Here is an 18,644-nt window from a genome sequence, read left to right as displayed (position 1 = left end):
CACCACCGGCCCCCCCACCCTCCCCACCCCCGCCCCCACCTCTCCCGTGATCAAGGAATTCGTGGGCCACCGCGAACCCGGATGATCGGATTCCTTGATCACGGGAGGGGGTGGGAGGGGTGGTGAAGGCGGGTTCTGGGAAAGGCCGCCACTCAGAGCAATCTGACGTAGTCTTTCCGTCACGACGACTCACCGTGGAGGCATCATGTCCGCTCCGTACGAAAAGCCCCGTGTCACCGTGCTCGGCTCCTTCGGTGAGCTGACGCTCGCCACCCCGAAGGACCTCGGAAGCCCCAACGACGGGTTCTCCTTCCGCGGCCAGGACCTCTTCACCGTCTCCTGAGCCCGACCGCCTGACCTCGCGGTCCCACCAGCGGCACCGTCCATGATCAGCACCGGTACGGCGACCGGCGTCGACGCGCCCGGCGTCGTCTCCGTCGTGGACGGTCCCCGCGCGACGCCCGCCCGGCGGCGCGCGGGGGCCCTCCTCGTCGATCTCCTCGCCGCCCGCCCCGGGCCGGACGGGACCAGCCGGACGACCGGCCGGTGCCCGGTCGTCCCCCGCGACGTCGAGCCCGAGGAGTTCCGCCGACTCCTGCAGGCCCACCGCGTCGGCCCCACCGTGCACGGCCGGCTCCTCGGGCGCGACGGGAGCGGGGACGCCCCCGAGGACGCCGACGCCTGGGCGGCCCTGCGCGCCGCGGCCGCGACCACCCTCCTGCCGCACACCGCCCGCCGGCTCGCGGTCACCGCCGACCTGCGCCTGCTCGCCCGCACGCTGCAGCACGAGGACTGCCGCTGGGCCGTCGTCAAGGGCCCCGTCACGGCGCTGCGCTACCCCGACCCCGCCCATCGCGAGTTCCACGACCTCGACGTCCTGGTCGACGGTCGCGACCTGGGCCCGGCGCTGCGGTCCCTGGAGGCGGCGGGGGCCCGGATCCTCGAGGACGACTTCTCGGCGGTCCTCTCCCGCGGTCAGGGCGAGATCGCCCTGCTCCTGCCGCAGGGCACCTTCCTCGACCTGCACTGGCACCTGGTCAACCGGCCCGAACGACGCGACGCCTTCGCCCTCGACGTCACCGGCATCATCGCCCGCCGCCGGGAGGCCGAGGTCCTCGGGACGCGCTGCCCCGTGCTGGACCCGGTCGACGAGCTGCACCACCTCGCGCTGCACATGACCCTGGCGGGCGGGTGGCGGCTGCTCTGGTCGCACGACCTCACCGTCGTGCTGGCGCAGACGCCCCGGCACGACCTCGACGTCCTGCGCCGCCGCGCCCGCTCCGCGGGGACGGCGCTCGCGGTCGCGGTCGCACTGACCCGGGCCCGCGACGTGCTCGGCGCCCCCGTGGAGGAGACGCTGCTGCGCGACCTCGCGGCGGCGGGACCGCTCTGGTGGGCGGGCTCGCGACTGCTGACCCGGACCCGTCCGCCGCAGGAGCTGCTGGGACCGGAGGGCTCGGGCCGCTTCGTCATCGCCTCCACCCGGCGCAGCACCGCCGCCAGCCTGGCCGCGCTGCTCACCGCCCGCCGGGCCCCCCGCCGCGGGGACGGCAGCACGGGGCGGCAGGGCTACCTCGACCTGGCGGCCGCCAGCTCGGCGTAGAACCCGCGGTGCTCGGCGGCGATCCGCGACCAGTCGTGGTCGTGCAGGTCCGGGGCACCCGTCGCCGGGGGTTCGGCCAGCGCGGCCCGCAGCGTGCCCGCCCCGAGCGGTCCGTCGAACAGGCGCAACCACGCCTCCCCGACCTCGGCGGCGGTCTCGGCGAACACGTCGGTCCGCGGGGCGAGCACCCGCCGGCCCGCGGACAGGCAGAGCAGCAGCGAACCGGAGTTGAAGACCGAGGCGAAGGGCAGGACGACGAGGTCGGCCGCGGCCAGCACGGCGTCGAGCTGCTCCTGCGGGACCCGGCGCAGGACGGGCCGGAAACGCGGGTCGGCCGCGGCCGCCGCCTCCAGCCGTCCGCGCAACCCGGGGTCCTCGCACCCGCCGGCGACGACGAGGCGGGCGTCGGGGTCGGGCAGCTCGGCGAAGGCCCGGACCAGCTCCTCGACGCCCTTGTAGGGCTTCACCCGTCCGACCATGGCCAGCACCGGACCGGGGGTGTCCAGATCGAGGTCGCGCCGGGCCGCGGCCCGGTCGGGCCGGGTGGTCACCGAGTGGTAGTCGCCGTGGTGGACGACGATCGACCGGGCCCGCCGCAGCGCCGGGAACTCCGCCCGCGCGGCCGCGACCCCCGTGCGCGACAGGGAGATCCAGCCGTCGACCAGGCGAGGGAACGTGGCCCAGAGGAGCTTCTGCAAGCCGGGGCGGGCCCCGTCGTGGGCGCGCAGGTTGTGCACCGTCCACACCACGGGGACCCCGCGCACGCGGGCCAGGAGCACCTGGGCCGCCAGCCGTCCGAACCGCTTCAGCATGCGGCCGGTGTCGGGGTCGTGCAGCGGCATCTCGGGCCAGTGCACGTGCAGGACGCTGCCGCGGCGCAGCCGCCGCAACGACACCCCGCGCACCGTCGACCCGGCCTCGCGCAGGGCCCCCGCGAGCAGCGACTGGTACGGGTTGACCGAGTCCCGGGCCGGGTCGGGGAACATGAGGACCGTCGGCGGGCTGGTCCGATCGGTCGTGGGACGGTCGCTCACGCGGACATCTCAGCACACGGACGGCGCAGTGCGTCACATTCTTGGCACAGACCGCCACGGTCCGTAGGGTGGGCTCGCACAATGCTGGGGTTGTGCGCGGGAGCGCACCTGCCCTTCCGCACAGCCTCGTCCTGTGGGAGGACCCGAGCGTGACGACCGGATCGATCGTCCGATGAGCGACGACGTCACCCCCGCCGGGGCCTCGCTGCGGGGACGGGCCGCCACCGGCGTGCTGTGGACCGCGCTGCAGACGTGGTCGGTCCGCGCGACCACCGCCCTGGCCTTCATCGTCATCAGTCGCCAGCTGCAGCCCGCCGAGTTCGGGCTGGTCGCCCTGGCCATGGCCGTGATCGCGGTCCTGACCCTGCTGTCCGACACGGGCATGGCGACCTACCTGATCCGCACCCGCGAGATCGACGAGCGCGTCCGCAGCACGGCCTTCTTCACCAGCATGCTGTTCGCCTTCGTGCTGGCCGGACTGCTGCTGCTGCTCGCCCACCCCGTCTCGGGCCTCTTCGGCGAGGACGACCTCGCCCCGGTCCTGCAGGTGCTCAGCATCACCCTGGTGATCACCGGCCTGACCAGCGTCCCCTCGGCCCTCCTCAAGCGCCGGATGGAGTTCCGGGCGATCGCGGTCCGCACCACGTCGGCCACCCTGGTCGGCTCGGTCGTCGCGATCACCCTGGCCCTGCTCGGGGCCGGCGCCTGGGCCCTGGTCGTCCAGGCGATCGTGCGCGCCGTCGTCGCCCTGGCCCTGACCTGGGCCGCGGTCCGCTGGCGGCCCCACCTGGTCTTCGACCGGCACGCGGCCCGGGAGATGCTGACCTTCGGCTCGAAGCTGCTCAGCATCGACCTGCTGATCCAGGTCCGCGACCGCGGTGAGGAGTTCATCCTCGCCGCCGTCGCCGGGGCCACCACGCTGGGCTTCTGGTCGGTCGCCACCCGCCTCATCAAGATCGTGCAGGAGACCGGCTCCTCGGTCGTCAACCAGGTCGCGACCCCCGCGTTCGCCAAGCTCCAGGACGACCGGACGCGGCTCTACCGGGCCTACGAGACGGCCCTGTTCTCGGCGGGCGCGGTCATGTTCCCGGCCATGCTGTTCCTGGCCGTCACCAGCAAGGACCTCGTCCCGTTCCTGCTCGGGCAGCAGTGGGCGACCACGGCCGCGGTCGCCCAGGTCACCTCGCTGACCGCCGCGCTGGCGGTCTTCAGCTACTTCGACCGCAGCGTGTTCGTCGCGGTGGGCAAGCTGCGGCCGGAGATCTTCCTGGTGTCCACCATCGTCGCCACCCACGTCGTGGTCACGCTGCTGGCCGCCCCGCACGGGCTGCTGGTGCTGGCCGTGGCGCTGGGGATCCGGGCCGCGGTCACCTTCCCGTTGCGCCAGGTCGTCCTGCACAAGACCGTCGGGGTGCCCTACCGCTGCCTGCTCAAGGCCTTCCGGGTGCTGCTGGCCGCGATCGTCATGGCCGGCGCCTGCTGGGGGGTCATGCACCTCCTGCCCGACGCGCCGCAGTGGGGCCGCCTGCTCGCCGCCGCCGGGGCCGCCGCCGTCGTCTACCCCGCCGCGCTGCTGCTGACCGCCCGGCCGGTGGCCGCGGAACTCCTGGCCGACCTCCGCCGCCTGCTCGCCGGTCGCCGGGCCAGGCGGGTCGTCACGGTCCCCGCCGAGGAGACGCATGTCTGAGCCCGACGTCTCCGTCGTCATCCCCTGCCGCGACGTGGTCGACGTCGTCGAGGACCAGTTGCGCGCCCTGCAGGCGCAGGACTTCCCCGGCCGTTTCGAGGTCGTCCTCAGCGACAACGGCAGCCGCGACGGTCTGGCCGACCACGTCGAGGCGTGGGCCCGGGAGTTCGGGCTCGACCTGCGCCGGGTCGACTCCTCCGCCGTGGGCGGGGTCTCCCACGCCCGCAACGTGGGCCTGCGGGCCGCCCGGGCCCCCGTCGTCGCGATCTGCGACGCCGACGACCTGGTCGTCCCCGGATGGCTGCGGGCCCTGGCCGAGGCCGCCCGCGGGGCCGAGCTGGTCGGGGGCGTCATGGACGTCATCAGCCTGAACGACGAGGTCCGGCGCGCCTGGCGGCCGGGTCCCCCGGCGGACGGGTTGCCGCAGAAGTTCGGGTTCCTGCCGTACGCGATGGGGTGCAACCTGGCCGTGCACCGCGACGTCGCCCTGGGGCTCGGCGGCTGGGACGAGACCTACGTCGCGGGCGGCGACGACGTGGACTTCGCCTGGCGTCTGCAGCTCGCCGGGCACCGGCTCGCGGTCGCCACCGACGCCGTCGTGCAGTACCGCTACCGCACCGACCTGCCCGGGACGGCCCGGCAGTTCCGGGCCTACGCCCGCTGCGAGGACCGGTTGCTGCGGCAGTTCGCCCCCGCCGGCGCCCGACCGGAGAAACCCTCCCGGTTCCGCCGCGACCTCAGCTGGCTGGTCCGCAACGTGCGCGACGTCCGCGGTGACGAGGCCGCGCGCGGACGCTGGGTCTGCCGGTTCGCGACCTTCCGCGGCCGTACCGCCGGGAACCTGCGCGGGGCCCTCGGCCGCTGACCGTCTCCCGGCGGCCTGCCCCCGCGGGTCAGCCGACGCGCAGGTCCTCGGCCATCGCGAACGCCTCGTCCCAGTTCGCCGCGAACCGCGAGAGGTCGCTGGCGTGGGTCCAGGTGTCGTACAACGCCTTCACCTTGCCGAACTTGTCGTTGACCACGACGTGCGGGATCCCGGCCAGGGTGCTGATCAGATGCCCGTGCAGGCGGTCGGTGATCACCGTCTCGCCCCGCGAGAGCAGGCTCACGGCCCGGTCGAGGCTGGTCCGGGCCAGGCTGCGGCACAGGCGGTTCGTCAGCGTGGCGACGGGTGCGGCGGCCGTCCGCCGCTGCTGGGCGTTCACCCTGCGGGTCGCCGCCAGGAGCAACCCGGTCCGGGAGAACGGCTCCACCTGCAACCAGTCGAAGGTCTCCTCCGCCCCGCCGGTCCGGCTGGCCTCCCGGTCGGTGCGCCGCTGGACGACGCGCGCCACCGTGGCCGGGCGGCGGGTCAGCGGACCGAGGGAGAAGGCGAGGTCCGGCACCAGACGGACCTCGCAGTCGTAGTCGGCCCGGGCGAGCTCGAAACTCCGTCGGTCGCGCACCAGGAGGACGAAACGTCCGTGCTCGCCGACCGCCCGGCGCAGTTCCTCGCGTCGGGACTCGTCGGCGTACTCGATCGACTGGGGCATCTGCACCGCGGGTCGGCCCTTGGTCTCGGCCAGGAACCGCATCCGCAGCTGGTGGTGGGTGGGGTAGAGCCCGCCCCAGTTCCCGCCGGCCTGGAACACCGCCAGGGTGTCGGGGCGCAGCAGGTGGCGGCGGAAGGACACCCGGTCCAGGTTGCGCACGACCCTGGCCCCGACGTGGGCCGCGGCCGCCTCCAACCCCAGGTACAGGGCGGCGTCCCCGCAGTTCTCGTGCATGGGGTAGTCGAGCGCGGTCCACTCGGCGGACGGGGGAAGGACCTCGGCCAGGCTGTTCAGCAGCGTCTGGCGGGTCTGCTCGACGAAGGTCACCGGGTCTCCGTGACGAGGGGGCGGACCGCCCCCGGGATCGGGGGCGGGGCGGCCAGCAGACCGACGACGACCATGAGCACCACGGTGGCCTGCTGGAACGAGAACATGTCGCTGGTGGCCGTGGTCAGCAGGACCACGGCGAGGGCGGCGAGCAGGGTGCGGGAGAAGCTCCGGTCCACCTCGTCCTCGGCGACGACCCCGGCGTCCCAGGCCTGGGCCGCGGGCAGCAGGAACAGCAGGGCCAGCACCACGCAGCCGACGATCCCGCCGCCCACCAGCGTGCCGAGCCAGGTGTTGTCCAGGAACACGCCCCCGGTCTCCGGCCGGTAGACCCCGGCACCCAGGCCGAGCCACGGGTGCTCGCGGAACAGCTCGTCCACCACGGCGTAGTCGTCGAGGCGGCCGGTGACGGAGTTGTCCTCCTGGGCCAGGGTGAACGCGTCCACGACCGCGGCGATCGTGGTCGGGAACGCGAGCCAGGCGGCGACCGACCCGAGGACGGCGACGAGGAGGACCCCCAGCTTCTCGGCGGGGCGCCAGGCCGAGACGGCGACGGCCAGACCGACCGCGAGGCCGAGGACGCCCGAGCGCGACACCGCCAGCGGGATGCCGACCACGATGAGCACCGTGGCCAGGACGGCCAGGACCCGCCCGGAGCGGGTCAACGAGTGCCGGGCCAGGTGCAGCGCGAAGGGCAGGGCGAGGGCCAGTCCCACCGAGTACTCGATGGGGTGCTCGGCGGTGCCGCGGGAGCGCAGCACGTCGAAGCGGACGACCTCGCGCAGCGTCCGGGTGTTCTCGACCAGACCGAGACCGCGGACGACGTCGACCCACCCGGGCAGCAGCCCGACGAGGCCGAGCATCGAGACCACGGCCGAGAACGCGCCGCCGGCCACGATGCACGCGGCCAGCCGGTGCCGGTCGGCCCGGGTGCGGACCAGGGCCCACACGTAGAGCGCCACCCCGGCGGCCCCGAAGACGCTCACCAGCGACCGCAGCGCGCCCGCCGTCTCGTCCCGGGTGAGGGGGCCGGCGAGGGCGACGCCGTAGAGGACGACGGCTCCGGCCAGGTAGAGCAGCAACCCGACGCCGGCCGCGGGCAGCCGGAGCGACCCGGTCGGGGCCTCCGCGGTCGCGGGCGCGGGGGCCGCCCGTCGGGTCCACCGCCGGTCGAGGAAGAGGCCGGCGACCGCGAGGCCGAGGCAGACCAGGGAGACCAGGTTCGCGGGCGCCCCGTTCGACTTCAGCGGACCGGGCAGCACGATGTTGCCCGGCACCAGGAACGCCAGCAGGATCACCGCGCCCGGTAGGGCCCAGGTCCGCGGACCCGCGTCAGCCCCGGTCCCGTCAGCCGCGCCGGTCCCGGGGGCCGCGATCACCCCCGCGGGGGTGGTCGTCGGTGCGGTCACGGTCAGCGGGCGTCGGCGTGCTCGCCGGCGCGGTGCCCGGCGGACCCGCGCGTCGCCTCCGCGGTCCGCACGTCGACCGTGCCGGGCGCGGTCTCCCGGGTGCCCGGGGTGGGGGTCCCCGACGACGGGGCGGCGTCGGTGGCCGTGGCCTCGGCGGCGTCGGAGCGAGAACGGCTCCGTCGCCGGGCGAGGAGACCGATGAGGGCGTCGAGGACGAGGATCAGCACGACCCCGGCCCCGAGGACGCCGAGCGCGACGGCGCCGACCGCCCGGTTGCGGTCGGGGTACAGCTCGCGCGGCCCGTCGATCGGGGTCGACTGCACGGCGATGAAGAGCCCGTTGTCGGGGGCCCCGACGGCGCGCTGCAGGTTGGTCAGCTCGGTGTTGGTCGCGGCGACGACGGCCTGCAGCAGCGGGGTGCCCTGCTCGGGGGTCGCGGTCTGCGCCGACACCGTGAAGTAGGTGCGGTTGGTGCCGCCCGAGGAGGGGCTGCCGATGGTGATCTCCGCGTCGGGAGCGCTCGCCAGCAGCCCGGCCTGGACCGGGGAGGTCTGCAGGGCGGAGGAGACGTTCGCGGCCAGCGTCGAGGCCCCACCCGCGAGGGAGAAGGGGTTGCGGCTGCCCGGCTGGGTCCCCGGCGCCTGGTCGGGCAGCGGGGTCGAGAGGGCGACGCTCGGCAGGACCATGACGTTGGTGCTGACCTGGTACTGCGGGACGGCGTCGTTCCACACGGATCGGGCGGCGAAGAACACGCCGACCAGCAGCAGCACGGTGAGGTACCACCGGCGGGCGAGCACGCGCATCAGCGAGCCGATCGTCATGGGGCGGGGGCTCCTCGTCTCGGGCGTCGCACCGTCCGGTTCAGTCCTTCGGCGGTGCATTCACGACGGAGAGCATGACACAGCTACGTCCCGTGATGGGACGAACGAGCATCACAGCCGGTGAAGATGGTGTGCGCCACCGCCACCCGTCCGTGACCAGGGTCATCCTCCCGTCGGAGGAGTCCTCACCTACTGTGGAGGGCGACCCCCGACCGGCTCCTGCCCGACGCCGACCGACGTCCCCCGCTCCCGAGTCCCACGACGGACGACAGCCGTGAGGTGCCTGTGCGACCTGGTCGTACCGTCCCCCCGACCGCCCCGACCCCGTACCGCCCGCGCCCGACCGCCGGGTCCGCCCCGCGCCCCCGGGCCGGCGCCGTCCTCACCGCCGCCCTCACCCTCGTGCTCGCCCTGGCCGGCTGCTCCTCGCCCCCCGAGGACCCCCTGGACCAGCAGCGCGAACGGCTGGAGCAGCTCGGCGTGAGCCTCGGCATCCCGGCCGGCTTCCCGGGGCCGGCGAGCACCGGCGTCCCGCTCGGCACGAAGCTCGAGAAGTCCGGGTCCGTCACCGTGTCCGAGGACGGGACCGTGCTGGAGAACCTCGACATCGAGGGCTGCGTCAAGATCCGCGCCGACGACGTGACCATCCGCAACTCCCGCATCCGCTGCGCCGACAACCAGCGGGTGATCGCCATCGACGGCGAACGGAAGAACATCGTCGTCGAGGACTCCGAGATCGACGGCCGCGGCAGCACCCAGATCGCGATCGGCTGGGCCGGGTACACGCTGCGCCGGGTCGACGTCCACGACGTCCTCGACGGCCCCCGGCTGGGCAGCGACGTCGTGGTCGAGGACAGCTGGATCCACGACATCGTGCGGCAGGGGAAACTCCACCCCGACACCATGCAGTCCACCGGCGGGACGGGGATCGTCGTGCGCCGCAACACCCTCGTGGTCACCGACCGGGTGACCGGGGACCTGATGAACTCGGCGATCCAGCTCGGGGCCGAGAACGACTCCGGCGTGCTGCGCGACGTGCTCATCGAGGACAACTACCTCGACGGCGGCAACTACACGGTCAACATCCGGACCGACGACGGGATCGAGGACGTCGTGGTGCGGGACAACGTGTTCGGGGGGCACGCCCGCTACGGCCAGATCATCGCCGGGGAATCGGTGACCATCGAGGGCAACAGCCTCGCCCGGCCCGGCACCACGGGCTCGACGGGTTCCACCGGCTCGACGGGCTTCCCCGGCCCCACGAGCTCGACCGAACCCGACGCCACCTCGATCACCGTCGAGCGCAAGCCCGACTGACCCTCACCGATCCGGCCGAGAGCCTTCGACGCTGAGTTCCGCGCTGCTACTGTGCGCCACGTGTCCATGGCGAGCGTCGTGATTCCCGCCCACGACGAGGCGGCGGTCGTCGCGCGCTGCCTCGAGGCCCTCGACCCGGCCCGCGGGGACCTGGTCGTGGTCGTGGTCGCCAACGCCTGCACCGACGCGACCGCCGAGATCGCACGGGGGTTCGGGGTCGAGGTCGTCGAGACCGACGTGCCCGGCAAGGCCCACGCGCTCAACCTGGGCGACCGCACCCTCGACGCCCTCGGAGCGGGCGGGCTGCCGCGCATCTACCTCGACGCCGACGTCCGCCTCGGTGCCGAGGACGCCCGCCGGGTCGCCGAGCACCTGCGGGCCGGGACCTCACCCGCCGCCGCTCCGCGGCTGCGCGTCGACCTGACCGGCTGCTCCTGGCCGGTCCGGGCCTGGTACCGCGTCTGGACGGCCCTGCCCTACGTCACCCACGGGATGATCGGCTCCGGCGTGTACGCGCTCTCCCCGACCGGCCGCGCCCGGTTCGGCACCTTCCCCGAGGCCACCGGCGACGACACCTTCGTGCGGGCCCTCTTCGCGGAGTCCGAGCGCCAGACCGTGCCGGGGGCGGAGTTCACCGTCTACCCCCCGCGCACCCTCGACGCCCTCGTCCGGATCAAGACCCGGGTCCGCTACGGCAACGTCGAGCACGCCGCGCTGAGCGACGCGGGCACCGACGCGAGCAATGACTCGGGTCCGGGCACCGCCGGCCCGCCGGGTCGCGCACCGGAGCCGGGCACCGCCCCCTCCCCCGTGCAGGCCCTGCTGCGCCGCCCCGACGTGTGGCCCGCCGTCCCGGTCTACGCGGCCGTCACCGTCCTGACGCGCCTGCGCGCGGCGCGACGCCCCGCCGGTTCCGCCGGCTGGGACCGCGACGCCACCTCGCGCACCCCCGTCCCCGACCCGGGTCCCCGGGCCTCCACGCCCCGCTGACGCCGGGAGGGCACGTGCTGACGTCGTTGAACCAGCTGCGCTGGGTGCGGCACCGGGTGGTCGACACCTACCGCTTCGTCTACACGAAGGTCTGGGGGATGGACATCGACCCCACCGCGACGTTCAGCCTCTCCGCGACCTTCGACAAGACCCACCCCCGCGGCGTCCACGTGGGCGCCCGCAGCTACGTCGCCCTGAAGACCATCGTGCTGGCCCACGACATGGTCCGCGGGATCAAGCCGCACACCCGCATCGGGGAGAACTGCTTCATCGGCGCGGGGTCGATCATCCTGCCCGGCATCACCATCGGTGACGGTTCGATCGTCGCGGCCGGGTCGGTGGTCACGAAGGACGTCCCCGCCGCCTCCATCGTCGCCGGGTCCCCGGCCCGGGTGATCCGCAGCGGCATCGTGGTGGGCCCCTACGGGAAGCTGGCCAAGGAGCAGCCGTCGACCTCGACGGCCGTGGCCCCGCTCACCCCGCGCTGACCGGTCCCCACCGCCTCCCCGCTCCCGCCCGGCACCGGGCCCGCCCCGTCCCGCCCACCCCACCTTCATCGCCGTGATCGAGGAATTCCCCGGGCGGGATTCCTTGATCACGGGGGGTGTGGGGGCGGCGGATCGGGCCGGCCGACGTCTCCCCCGGGGGATTCGCCCGACCTCCCCGTGACCGACGGACCGGCCCCGGCATGCACCCGAACGGGCGTCCATGACCCGGTCGGGGGGCCCGGAACGGGGCCCTGCCCACTCACGGTGACGAAACCGGCCCGCGCGCCCCCGTCCGCCTCCACACGATCAGGGGATGGTGCCACCGGACCTCCCGGGCCGATGCATCAGGTGTCCCCACGAACGACACCTGATCCGCCAAGGAGGCGACCATGGCCACCACCCTGCGACACCGGCTCTTCGGAGCGCTGGCCGCCACCACCATCGCCGGCACCCTGCTCACCGGCCTGGCCGGCACCGCGATGGCCGCCTCCAGCAACCCCTGGATCGCCTACGGCGGCGACAGCATCAACAACGCCCGGGTCCCGGCCCGCGGTGTGGACATCACCACCAACTCCCCCAAGCAGTTCCAGACCCTGCGCTACACGATCGGCGGGCAGGTCCGCAGCACCACCGCGACCGCCACGCTGAACAGCAACGGGGACTGGACCGCCACCGCGCGGGTCGACCTGGGCGGACTGGCCGGCCGGCAGTCGATCACCGCCGAGATGATCACGGGGAACAAGACCTCCCGCGTCGCGAAGTCCATCCGCGTCGTCGACCCGGCCACCGTCGCCGACAACGGGGCCAACCGCCCCGGCCGCTTCGTCACCCCGGCCATCCCGGCGGGCTTCCCGAACATGTCGACCACCGGTGTCCGCACCGCCACCCCGCTGCGCGTCGTCCAGGGCGACCTGATCATCACCCAGCCCGGCGTGGTCGAGAACCTCGACGTCCGCGGTTGCCTCGTGGTGAAGGCCTCGGACGTGACCGTCCGCAACACGAAGATCACCTGCGTCCCCGGCCGGGCCCTGGCCGTGACCGTCGACGGCGCGGCCCGCAACGTCGTCCTGGAGGACTCCGAGATCGACGGCAACGGCGCCCAGGTCGCGATCGGCTGGGGCAACTACACCCTGCGCCGCGTCGACGTCCACTCCACCGCCGACGGCCCCCGCCTGGGCTACAACGTCCTCATCGAGGACAGCTGGATCCACGACAACGTCCGCTACGGCGACCTGCACAACGACGGCATGCAGACCACGTCGGGCACCAACATCGTCGTGCGGCACAACTCGATCGACCCCAGCCGCGGGGCGGACCCGATGAACTCGGCCATCATGGTCGGCTCGGAGACCGGCTCCCGGCTGGTCAAGGACATGCTGGTCGAGAACAACTACCTCGGCGGCGGCTCGTTCACCGTCAACATCCGCTGCGACGTCAACGCGCAGAACGTCGTGTTCCGCAACAACACGTTCGCCGACAACTCCCGCTACGGCCAGGTCCAGGCCCCCGCCGCGAAGATCACCTTCGCCGGGAAGAACCTGCTGAACTGGTCCAAGCAGGCCGCGTCCTTCCAGTCCTGCTCCTGAGCGGTCGCCGCCGGACCGCGGCGGGTCGCGGGGTCAGTAGGCCCCGCGACCCCCGAAGACCGCCTGGACGGTCTTGACCAGGATCATCGCGTCGAACGTGGGCGACCAGTTCTCGACGTACTGCAGGTCCAGCCGGGTCGACTCGTCCAGGCTCAGGTCGGAGCGACCGCTCACCTGCCAGAGCCCGGTGAGCCCCGGCTTGACCAGCAACCGACGGCGCAGGTCGACCCCGTAGCCCGCGACCTCGCTGGGCAGCGGCGGACGGGGACCGACGAGCGACATGTCGCCCCGCAGCACGTTCACCAGCTGGGGCAGCTCGTCGAGGGAGTAGCGACGCAGCCGGGCACCCACCCGGGTCACCCGCGGGTCCACCCGCATCTTGAACAGCAGGCCGTTGCCCTCGCTCTGCTCGCGCAGGTCGATGAGGCGCCGCTCGGCGTCGGTGCTCATCGAGCGGAACTTCAGCATGGTGAACTCCACGCCGTCCCGGCCGACCCGACGCTGCCGGAAGAAGGCCGGCCCCGGGGAGTCGAGCCGGACCGCGACCGCGATCGCGGCGAAGGCCGGGGCCAGCAGGAACAGGGCCAGCGCGGCCGACCCACGGTCGAACAGCGCCTTGCCGATGTGCCGCAGCCCGCGCAGCTCGGGTCGGTCGACGTGCAGCAGGGGCAGTCCGGAGACCGGGCGGATGACCACGCGCGGCCCGACGATGTCGGTCAGCGCGGGCGCCACGATGAGGTCGGCCCGGGTGCCCTCCAGCTCCCAGCCCAGCTTGCGCAGCACCGGACCGTCCAGCTCGGGGCACGTGAGGGTGGCGACGACGTCCACGTCCATCCGGCGGGCGACCTGGGCGACCTGCTCCAGGGTCCCGACGACGGGGACCTCGAGCTGCTCCAGGACGGGGTGCGGGCGTCCGTCGGGGGTGCAGACGGCGTCGACGCGCAGCCCGTGGTCGGTGTTGCGCCGCACCTGCCCGACCAGGCGGGCGACCGCGGCGGGGTGCCCGGCGACCAGGGTCGACTGCATGGCCTGCCCGGCGCGCCGGCGCCGGTGCAGGCGGCGGCGCGCGATCAGCCGGAAGACCACGGTGAGCAGGCCCGCCAGGGGCAGCGCGACGATGACGAAGCCGCGGGCCACGTCGAGCGCGAGGGCCCAGGACAGCGTCGCGACCCCGGCGGCGACCGTGGTCCCGGCGAGCAGGACCCGCTGGAACTCGTCGGAGCCGACCCCGAGGAAGCGCGGTTCGTAGGCCCGGAACATGAGCATGGTGGCCACCCACAGCGGGGGCAGCAGCGAGCCGGCCCAGAGGACGGCGGTCGCCGAGGACGACGTCAGGTGCAGCGGGTCGCCCGCGCCGAAGCGGAGCGCGAAGCCGCTGGCGGCCCCGACGACGGCGGCGAGGAGGTCGGTGAGGGCGATCGTGCGGACGTACCCGCGCTGCCAACCGGGGGTCCGGTGACGGCTCGGGCTGGTGCGGGTCATGACACGCGTCACGGCCCCCTCGAAGCGACCGGGGTCGTTCACGCCGGCCACGACGCGCCTCGTCTGGACAGGAAGATGTCCCCGTTCCTCGCTGGCCACGTGTCTCCCCCGTCGCGGATGGTGTCGTTCCACGGCGTCGTGGCGTGTCCGGCCCCCGCCGGCCTGCGTCCGTCCGGGTGAACGGGCCATGGGCCGTGCGGGGGATGTGCTGAGACGGAGTGTAGTGGGCGAGGGCCCGGTGATCCGCTGAACGGACGAAAAAAGGACGGACCCCGCAGGGTCCGTCCATGGGTGGAGCTGAGGGGATTCGAACCCCTGACCCCCTCGTTGCGAACGAGGTGCGCTACCAGCTGCGCCACAGCCCCGGATGCTCGAACGGGCCCGGAGGACCGCGTTGCGGAGCGGCTACGACCTTACCAGCCGTCGCACCCCGCGCCGGACAGGGTGACGGCGGCGCTCAGGCGTTGACCGCGCGGGCGGGCTCGCGCAGGTCGATCACCACGGTCTCCTCGACGGCCGCCGGCGGCGCGGGCGCGACCGGGGCGAGGACCGGCTCGGCCTTGGGCTTGAGCAGGTAGGTCGGCAGCGGGACGGGGACCGGGGCCCAGCCGGCGACGGCCGGGTCGAGGGTCGGCGCGGGGGTCGGCGCGGACGCCGGGTCGGGCTCCCCGGTCGCGCCGGGGCCGCCCGCCGCACCCGCCGCACCCGCGGTGGCACCCGGGTGCTCGCGCTGCGCGGGCACGACCGACCCCGCCACGGGCGGCGTCACGACGGGCGCGGTCGCGGCCAGGGGTTCGCGGACCACCGGGACGGTCCGTGCGGTCGGGGTGGCCGGGACGACCGCGGGTCGGGCGCCCGCCCGGACGGCGGGCTGGCGGACGAACAGGACCAGCAGCGCGAGGGGGGCCGCCACGGTCGCCACGCCGACGACCCAGGGCAGCAGACCGGCTGCGGCGCAACCGAGACCGGCCGGGACCAGCAGCGAGACGAGGGCCAGCAGCCGGCGGCGGCGACGCACGACGGACGCACCGGACGGTCGGGCACGGTGGCGCACCCGAGGCTCGCCGGGCCGGGCCGTCGCGCGCGCAGCGACCCCGACGGCCGACGAGACCCGCTGCGTCGCAGCGGGAGTCGGACCGGAGGTCAGCATCGGACGACTCGACGGGGCGACCAGGGCGGCTCGTCCCCCGGCGACGGCGGCGGGTTCCGGACGCGCGGCGGCCGCGCGCGCTACCACGACCCGGATGCTCCCGGAGTTCCGGTCGCCCACCCGCGCCGAGGCGACCGCCTTGCGGTGCCGGAGCGCCGCCGGTACCAGGTAGGCGCCGCACAGCACGACGATGGCGAGGAAGATCACGCTGCTGGCGGGCACACCGGAAGGTTAGGTGCGCCAACGGGTGCGTCGGGGGACGTCCCCGGCGAGTTCGGCGGTGTGTCGCCCGGGAGTTCCCCGTACGCCGGCTGCGTCCGGCTCAGCCGGCGGGACGCCCCGTGCGCAGTCGCGTCAGCATCCCGTCCGGGACCTCCTCGGCCGTGACGGCGAAGGTGCGGTGGTCGCGCCAGCGGCCGTCGATGTGCAGGTAGCGCACGCGCAAACCCTCGTCGCGCAGGCCGAGTTTCTCGGCCACCCGCAGGCTGGCCGCGTTCTCGGGCCGGATGTTGACCTCGATCCGGTGCAGCCGAAGGGTTCTGAAGCAGTGGTCGATCACCAGGGCGAGCGCGGTGGGGATGGTGCCGCGCCCGGCCACCCGGGAGTCGATCCAGTAGCCGACGTGGGCCGAGCGCAACGATCCCCAGGTCACCCCCGACACGGTGATCTGCCCGACCAGGTTCCCGTCGAGCTCCACGACGAAGGGCAGCATGCGCCCGGCGCGGGCCTCGCGCGCGAAACCCCGGACCATCTGCCGGAACGTGGGCGGGGGCACCACCGGTTCGGGGCTGGTGGCCTCCCACGGCCGCAGCCAGGACGCGTTCGCCGCGCGCACCGCCCGCCAGGGCTTCGCGTCCCGGGTGCGCAACGGGCGCAGCGTCACCGCGCCGTCGCGGAGTTCGACCGGCCAGACGGGATTCACCCGTGCGCCCCCGCCGGGGGTTGCGGGTGGTCGCCCCCGTGCAGCTGGTCGACGGCGTGGGTCAGGAACCCGGCGAGGACGGCGACCCCGTCGCGGGCCCCACCGCGCGAGCCCGGGAGGTTGACGATCAGGGTCCGCCCGGCGACCCCGGCCAGACCGCGGCTGAGCACCGCGGTCGGCACCCCCGCCGCGACCCCGGCGGCGCGGATCGCCTCGGCCACCCCGGGGATCTCCCGGTCCAGCACCGCGGCGGTTCGCTCCGGGGTGAGGTCGGCCGCGGTCAGACCGGTGCCCCCGTTGGTCACCACGACGTCGTAGCCGGCGGCCACCGCGTCGCGCAAGGTCGCCTCGACCGGGTCGCCGTCGGGCACGACGAGCGGACCGTCGACGACGAAACCGAGACCGGCCAGCCCCTCGACCACGACGGGGCCCGACGTGTCGGCGTAGACCCCGGCCGAGGCCCGGTTGGACACGGTCACGACGAGGGCGGAGCGGTGCCGCCCACCCCGGTCAGGCATCGTCGGCCCCCGTCTCGTCCCGGGGCAGCACCCAGTCGCCCGAGCGGCCACCGCTCTTGGCCGTGACCCGGACGTCGGTGACGACGGTGTGCTTGTCGACGGCCTTGACCATGTCGACGAAGGTGAGCGCGGCGACGCTCACGCAGGTCAGGGCCTCCATCTCGATCCCGGTGCGGTCGGCGGTGCCGACCCGGGCCCGGATCCGGACGCCGGGGCGGGGGTGGTCGGGCTCCACGTCGATGTCCACCTCGACCGAGTGGACCGCGACCGGGTGGGCCAGCGGGATGAGGTCGGGCGTCCGCTTGGCGGCCTGCAGCCCGGCGATCCGGGCCACGGCCAGCGCGTCGCCCTTGGGCAGCCCCCCGTCGGCCAGCAGGGCCAGCACCGCCGGGGAGCAGAGCACCCGGCCCTCGGCGGTGGCCGACCGGGCGGTCACCGGCTTGGCCGACACGTCGACCATCCGGGCCCGTCCCGCGTCGTCGAGGTGGGTCAGACGTTGCGTCACAGGGACCCGTTTATCACGAGACGCCCGCCGGTGCGGGGCCCAGCAGGACGCAGTCCACCTCGTCCCCGACCTCCACGCGCCCCACCCCGACCGGCACGACGGCCAGGCAGTCGGTCCGGGCCAGCGCGGTGACCAGGTGCGAACCGTGCCCGCCGACGGGACGGACCAGCAACCGCCCCCCCTCGAGCCGGGTGGCGGCCCGCACGTACTGGGCCTTGGCCGGGGCCGAGGTCCAGGCCTCCTCCGCGACCGCCCGCACCCGGGGGCGCAGCGGGTCGGGCCCCTCCTCGCCGAGCATGCGGCGCAGCGCGGGGCGGACGAACACCTCGAAGGAGACGAAGGCGCTGACGGGGTTGCCGGGCAGGGTGAGGATGGGCGTGCCGTCCTCCCCCAGCACCCCGGCGCCCTGCGGCATCCCGGGCTGCATGGCGACCTTCACGAAGCGACCCGTGAAGGCCGGGGAGGCCTGCAGCACCTCCTTGACCGTGTCGTAGGCCCCCTCACTGACCCCGCCGGAGGTGATGATGACGTCGGCGCGCACGAGCTGGTCGTCGAGGACGGCGCTCAGCTCGGCGGCGTCGTCGGGGACCCCGGCGACGCGGTAGGCGATGGCCCCGAGCTCCTGCACCGCCGAGGCGAGCAGGAAGCCGTTGGCGTCGTGCAGCTGCCCGTGCTCGAGGCCCAGGCCCGGCTCGACGATCTCGCTGCCGGTCGAGAGCACCACGACGCGCGGGCGGGGGCGCACGCGCACCCGGGCCCGCCCGACGGCGGCGAGCACCCCGATGTGGCGGGCCTGCAACCGGGTCCCCGCCTCGAGGACGACGTCACCGGCCCGGACGTCCTCGCCGGCCCGGCGCACGTGCTGGCCCGGCTCGGGGCAGCGGCGGATCCGGACGTGGGACACCCCGCGGTCGGTCCACTCGACCGGGACCACGGCCTCGGCCCCGGGCGGGACGGGGGCCCCGGTCATGATCCGGACCGTCGTCCCCCCGGCCAGGCGCAGCGCCCCCGTGTGGCCCGCGGCCACGTCGGCGACCACCGGCAACCCGACCGGGGAGTCCTCGCGGGCCTCGGCGACGTCGCGCACCCGGACCGCGTAGCCGTCCATGGCGGAGTTGTCGAAGGCCGGCAGCGGCCGCGGCGAGACCACGTCCTCGGCCAGCACGCAGCCGAGCGCGTCGCGCAGCGCGAGCTCCAGCGGCGGCAGCGGTCGGACCAGCGCCAGGCAGTCCGCGAGGTGCGCCTGGACGCTGATCGGTTCGGGGGCGCCCAC

18 protein-coding genes and 1 tRNA gene are annotated in these 18,644 nt (G+C 74.5%); 8 read left to right on the top strand and 11 right to left on the bottom strand.

Features of this window, described 5'->3' with window-relative positions; all coding sequences use genetic code 11:
- Positions 1-205 precede the first annotated feature (205 nt).
- The gene (locus ACFFKU_RS07295) at positions 206-343 is read left to right on the top strand and encodes a lasso RiPP family leader peptide-containing protein (RefSeq protein WP_380136840.1); all 138 of its coding nucleotides are present in this window, start codon (positions 206-208) and stop codon (positions 341-343) included.
- A gap of 42 nt (positions 344-385) precedes the next feature.
- A complete protein-coding gene (locus ACFFKU_RS07290; protein WP_380136838.1) occupies positions 386-1,603 on the top strand; it encodes a nucleotidyltransferase family protein in 1,218 nt (405 codons plus the stop codon).
- On the opposite strand, the gene ACFFKU_RS07285 is transcribed toward ACFFKU_RS07290, so the two are convergent.
- Positions 1,570-2,637, bottom strand: coding sequence for a glycosyltransferase family 4 protein (locus ACFFKU_RS07285; protein WP_380136836.1), 1,068 nt, complete (start codon positions 2,635-2,637; stop codon positions 1,570-1,572). The two genes, ACFFKU_RS07290 and ACFFKU_RS07285, sit on opposite strands and share 34 nt — an antisense overlap.
- A 172-nt stretch (positions 2,638-2,809) precedes the next feature.
- On the opposite strand from ACFFKU_RS07285, the gene ACFFKU_RS07280 reads away from it, so the two are divergent.
- Positions 2,810-4,324: a lipopolysaccharide biosynthesis protein gene (locus ACFFKU_RS07280; protein WP_380136835.1), complete on the top strand. Its 1,515-nt coding sequence runs from the start codon at positions 2,810-2,812 to the stop codon at positions 4,322-4,324.
- Positions 4,317-5,189: a glycosyltransferase family 2 protein gene (locus ACFFKU_RS07275; RefSeq protein WP_380136834.1), complete on the top strand. Its 873-nt coding sequence runs from the start codon at positions 4,317-4,319 to the stop codon at positions 5,187-5,189. The genes ACFFKU_RS07280 and ACFFKU_RS07275 overlap by 8 nt, the downstream gene beginning before the upstream one ends.
- A gap of 28 nt (positions 5,190-5,217) precedes the next feature.
- Here ACFFKU_RS07275 and ACFFKU_RS07270 read toward each other — a convergent pair whose 3' ends face one another.
- The 3 genes from ACFFKU_RS07270 to ACFFKU_RS07260 form a co-directional block, all read right to left on the bottom strand.
- Entirely contained in the window at positions 5,218-6,183 is a 966-nt protein-coding gene (locus ACFFKU_RS07270; protein WP_380136833.1) for a polysaccharide pyruvyl transferase family protein, read from the bottom strand.
- Positions 6,180-7,481 (bottom strand): O-antigen ligase family protein, encoded by a 1,302-nt coding sequence (locus ACFFKU_RS07265; protein WP_380136831.1) that lies wholly within the window; start codon positions 7,479-7,481, stop codon positions 6,180-6,182. Before ACFFKU_RS07265 ends, ACFFKU_RS07270 begins: the two co-directional genes overlap by 4 nt.
- Before the next feature lie 113 nt (positions 7,482-7,594).
- Positions 7,595-8,413, bottom strand: a complete 819-nt coding sequence (locus tag ACFFKU_RS07260; protein WP_380136830.1) for a hypothetical protein — start codon at positions 8,411-8,413, stop codon at positions 7,595-7,597.
- A 279-nt stretch (positions 8,414-8,692) separates the two neighbouring features.
- Here ACFFKU_RS07260 and ACFFKU_RS07255 point away from each other — a divergent pair, with 279 nt between their 5' ends.
- The 4 genes from ACFFKU_RS07255 to ACFFKU_RS07240 all read left to right on the top strand — a co-directional run bounded on the left by ACFFKU_RS07255 (position 8,693) and on the right by ACFFKU_RS07240 (position 12,794).
- Complete coding sequence (locus tag ACFFKU_RS07255) at positions 8,693-9,730, top strand: right-handed parallel beta-helix repeat-containing protein (protein WP_380136829.1); 1,038 nt, start codon at positions 8,693-8,695, stop codon at positions 9,728-9,730.
- A gap of 66 nt (positions 9,731-9,796) precedes the next feature.
- Positions 9,797-10,720: a glycosyltransferase gene (locus ACFFKU_RS07250; protein ID WP_380138032.1), complete on the top strand. Its 924-nt coding sequence runs from the start codon at positions 9,797-9,799 to the stop codon at positions 10,718-10,720.
- 17 nt (positions 10,721-10,737) lie between these two features.
- Complete coding sequence (locus ACFFKU_RS07245) at positions 10,738-11,208, top strand: acyltransferase (protein ID WP_380138031.1); 471 nt, start codon at positions 10,738-10,740, stop codon at positions 11,206-11,208.
- A gap of 389 nt (positions 11,209-11,597) precedes the next feature.
- Positions 11,598-12,794: a right-handed parallel beta-helix repeat-containing protein gene (locus ACFFKU_RS07240; RefSeq protein ID WP_380136827.1), complete on the top strand. Its 1,197-nt coding sequence runs from the start codon at positions 11,598-11,600 to the stop codon at positions 12,792-12,794.
- Between the two features lie 33 nt (positions 12,795-12,827).
- Here the strand turns inward: ACFFKU_RS07240 and ACFFKU_RS07235 are convergent, their stop codons facing one another.
- From ACFFKU_RS07235 to glp, 7 genes are all read right to left on the bottom strand, one after another.
- Positions 12,828-14,276, bottom strand: coding sequence for a sugar transferase (locus ACFFKU_RS07235; RefSeq protein ID WP_380136826.1), 1,449 nt, complete (start codon positions 14,274-14,276; stop codon positions 12,828-12,830).
- A gap of 292 nt (positions 14,277-14,568) precedes the next feature.
- A tRNA-Ala gene (locus tag ACFFKU_RS07230) sits at positions 14,569-14,641 on the bottom strand.
- A gap of 92 nt (positions 14,642-14,733) precedes the next feature.
- Positions 14,734-15,648 carry a hypothetical protein gene (locus ACFFKU_RS07225; RefSeq protein WP_380136825.1) on the bottom strand — a complete coding sequence of 305 codons (915 nt, stop codon included), beginning with the start codon at positions 15,646-15,648 and terminating at the stop codon, positions 14,734-14,736.
- 100 nt (positions 15,649-15,748) lie between these two features.
- Positions 15,749-16,348 (bottom strand): GNAT family N-acetyltransferase, encoded by a 600-nt coding sequence (locus ACFFKU_RS07220; RefSeq protein ID WP_380136824.1) that lies wholly within the window; start codon positions 16,346-16,348, stop codon positions 15,749-15,751.
- The gene (locus ACFFKU_RS07215; protein WP_380136823.1) at positions 16,345-16,866 is read right to left on the bottom strand and encodes a MogA/MoaB family molybdenum cofactor biosynthesis protein; all 522 of its coding nucleotides are present in this window, start codon (positions 16,864-16,866) and stop codon (positions 16,345-16,347) included. The genes ACFFKU_RS07220 and ACFFKU_RS07215 overlap by 4 nt, the downstream gene beginning before the upstream one ends.
- On the bottom strand, positions 16,859-17,326 hold the full coding sequence (moaC, locus tag ACFFKU_RS07210) for a cyclic pyranopterin monophosphate synthase MoaC (RefSeq protein ID WP_380138029.1): 468 nt from the start codon (positions 17,324-17,326) through the stop codon (positions 16,859-16,861). The genes ACFFKU_RS07215 and moaC overlap by 8 nt, the downstream gene beginning before the upstream one ends.
- Before the next feature lie 58 nt (positions 17,327-17,384).
- Positions 17,385-18,644: a molybdotransferase-like divisome protein Glp gene (gene glp, locus ACFFKU_RS07205; RefSeq protein WP_380136822.1), complete on the bottom strand. Its 1,260-nt coding sequence runs from the start codon at positions 18,642-18,644 to the stop codon at positions 17,385-17,387.

The organism is Kineococcus gynurae (assembly GCF_042433995.1).
In the GTDB taxonomy this organism is placed as follows: Bacteria; Actinomycetota; Actinomycetes; order Actinomycetales; family Kineococcaceae; genus Kineococcus; species Kineococcus gynurae.
The sequence above is the reverse complement of the archived record's forward strand: the minus strand, read 5'-3'. Positions and strand labels throughout refer to the sequence as shown.

What these genes read in the sequence shown, in the direction of transcription:
- ACFFKU_RS07295 (WP_380136840.1), top strand. Translation starts at nt 206, where the DNA reads ATGTCCGCTCCGTACGAAAAGCCCCGTGTCACCGTGCTCGGCTCCTTC.
- ACFFKU_RS07290 (WP_380136838.1), top strand. Translation starts at nt 386, where the DNA reads ATGATCAGCACCGGTACGGCGACCGGCGTCGACGCGCCCGGCGTCGTC.
- ACFFKU_RS07280 (WP_380136835.1), top strand. Translation starts at nt 2,810, where the DNA reads ATGAGCGACGACGTCACCCCCGCCGGGGCCTCGCTGCGGGGACGGGCC.
- ACFFKU_RS07275 (WP_380136834.1), top strand. Translation starts at nt 4,317, where the DNA reads ATGTCTGAGCCCGACGTCTCCGTCGTCATCCCCTGCCGCGACGTGGTC.
- ACFFKU_RS07260 (WP_380136830.1), bottom strand. Translation starts at nt 8,413, where the DNA reads ATGACGATCGGCTCGCTGATGCGCGTGCTCGCCCGCCGGTGGTACCTC.
- ACFFKU_RS07250 (WP_380138032.1), top strand. Translation starts at nt 9,797, where the DNA reads ATGGCGAGCGTCGTGATTCCCGCCCACGACGAGGCGGCGGTCGTCGCG.
- ACFFKU_RS07240 (WP_380136827.1), top strand. Translation starts at nt 11,598, where the DNA reads ATGGCCACCACCCTGCGACACCGGCTCTTCGGAGCGCTGGCCGCCACC.
- ACFFKU_RS07235 (WP_380136826.1), bottom strand. Translation starts at nt 14,276, where the DNA reads ATGACCCGCACCAGCCCGAGCCGTCACCGGACCCCCGGTTGGCAGCGC.
- ACFFKU_RS07215 (WP_380136823.1), bottom strand. Translation starts at nt 16,866, where the DNA reads ATGCCTGACCGGGGTGGGCGGCACCGCTCCGCCCTCGTCGTGACCGTG.
- moaC (WP_380138029.1), bottom strand. Translation starts at nt 17,326, where the DNA reads ATGGTCGACGTGTCGGCCAAGCCGGTGACCGCCCGGTCGGCCACCGCC.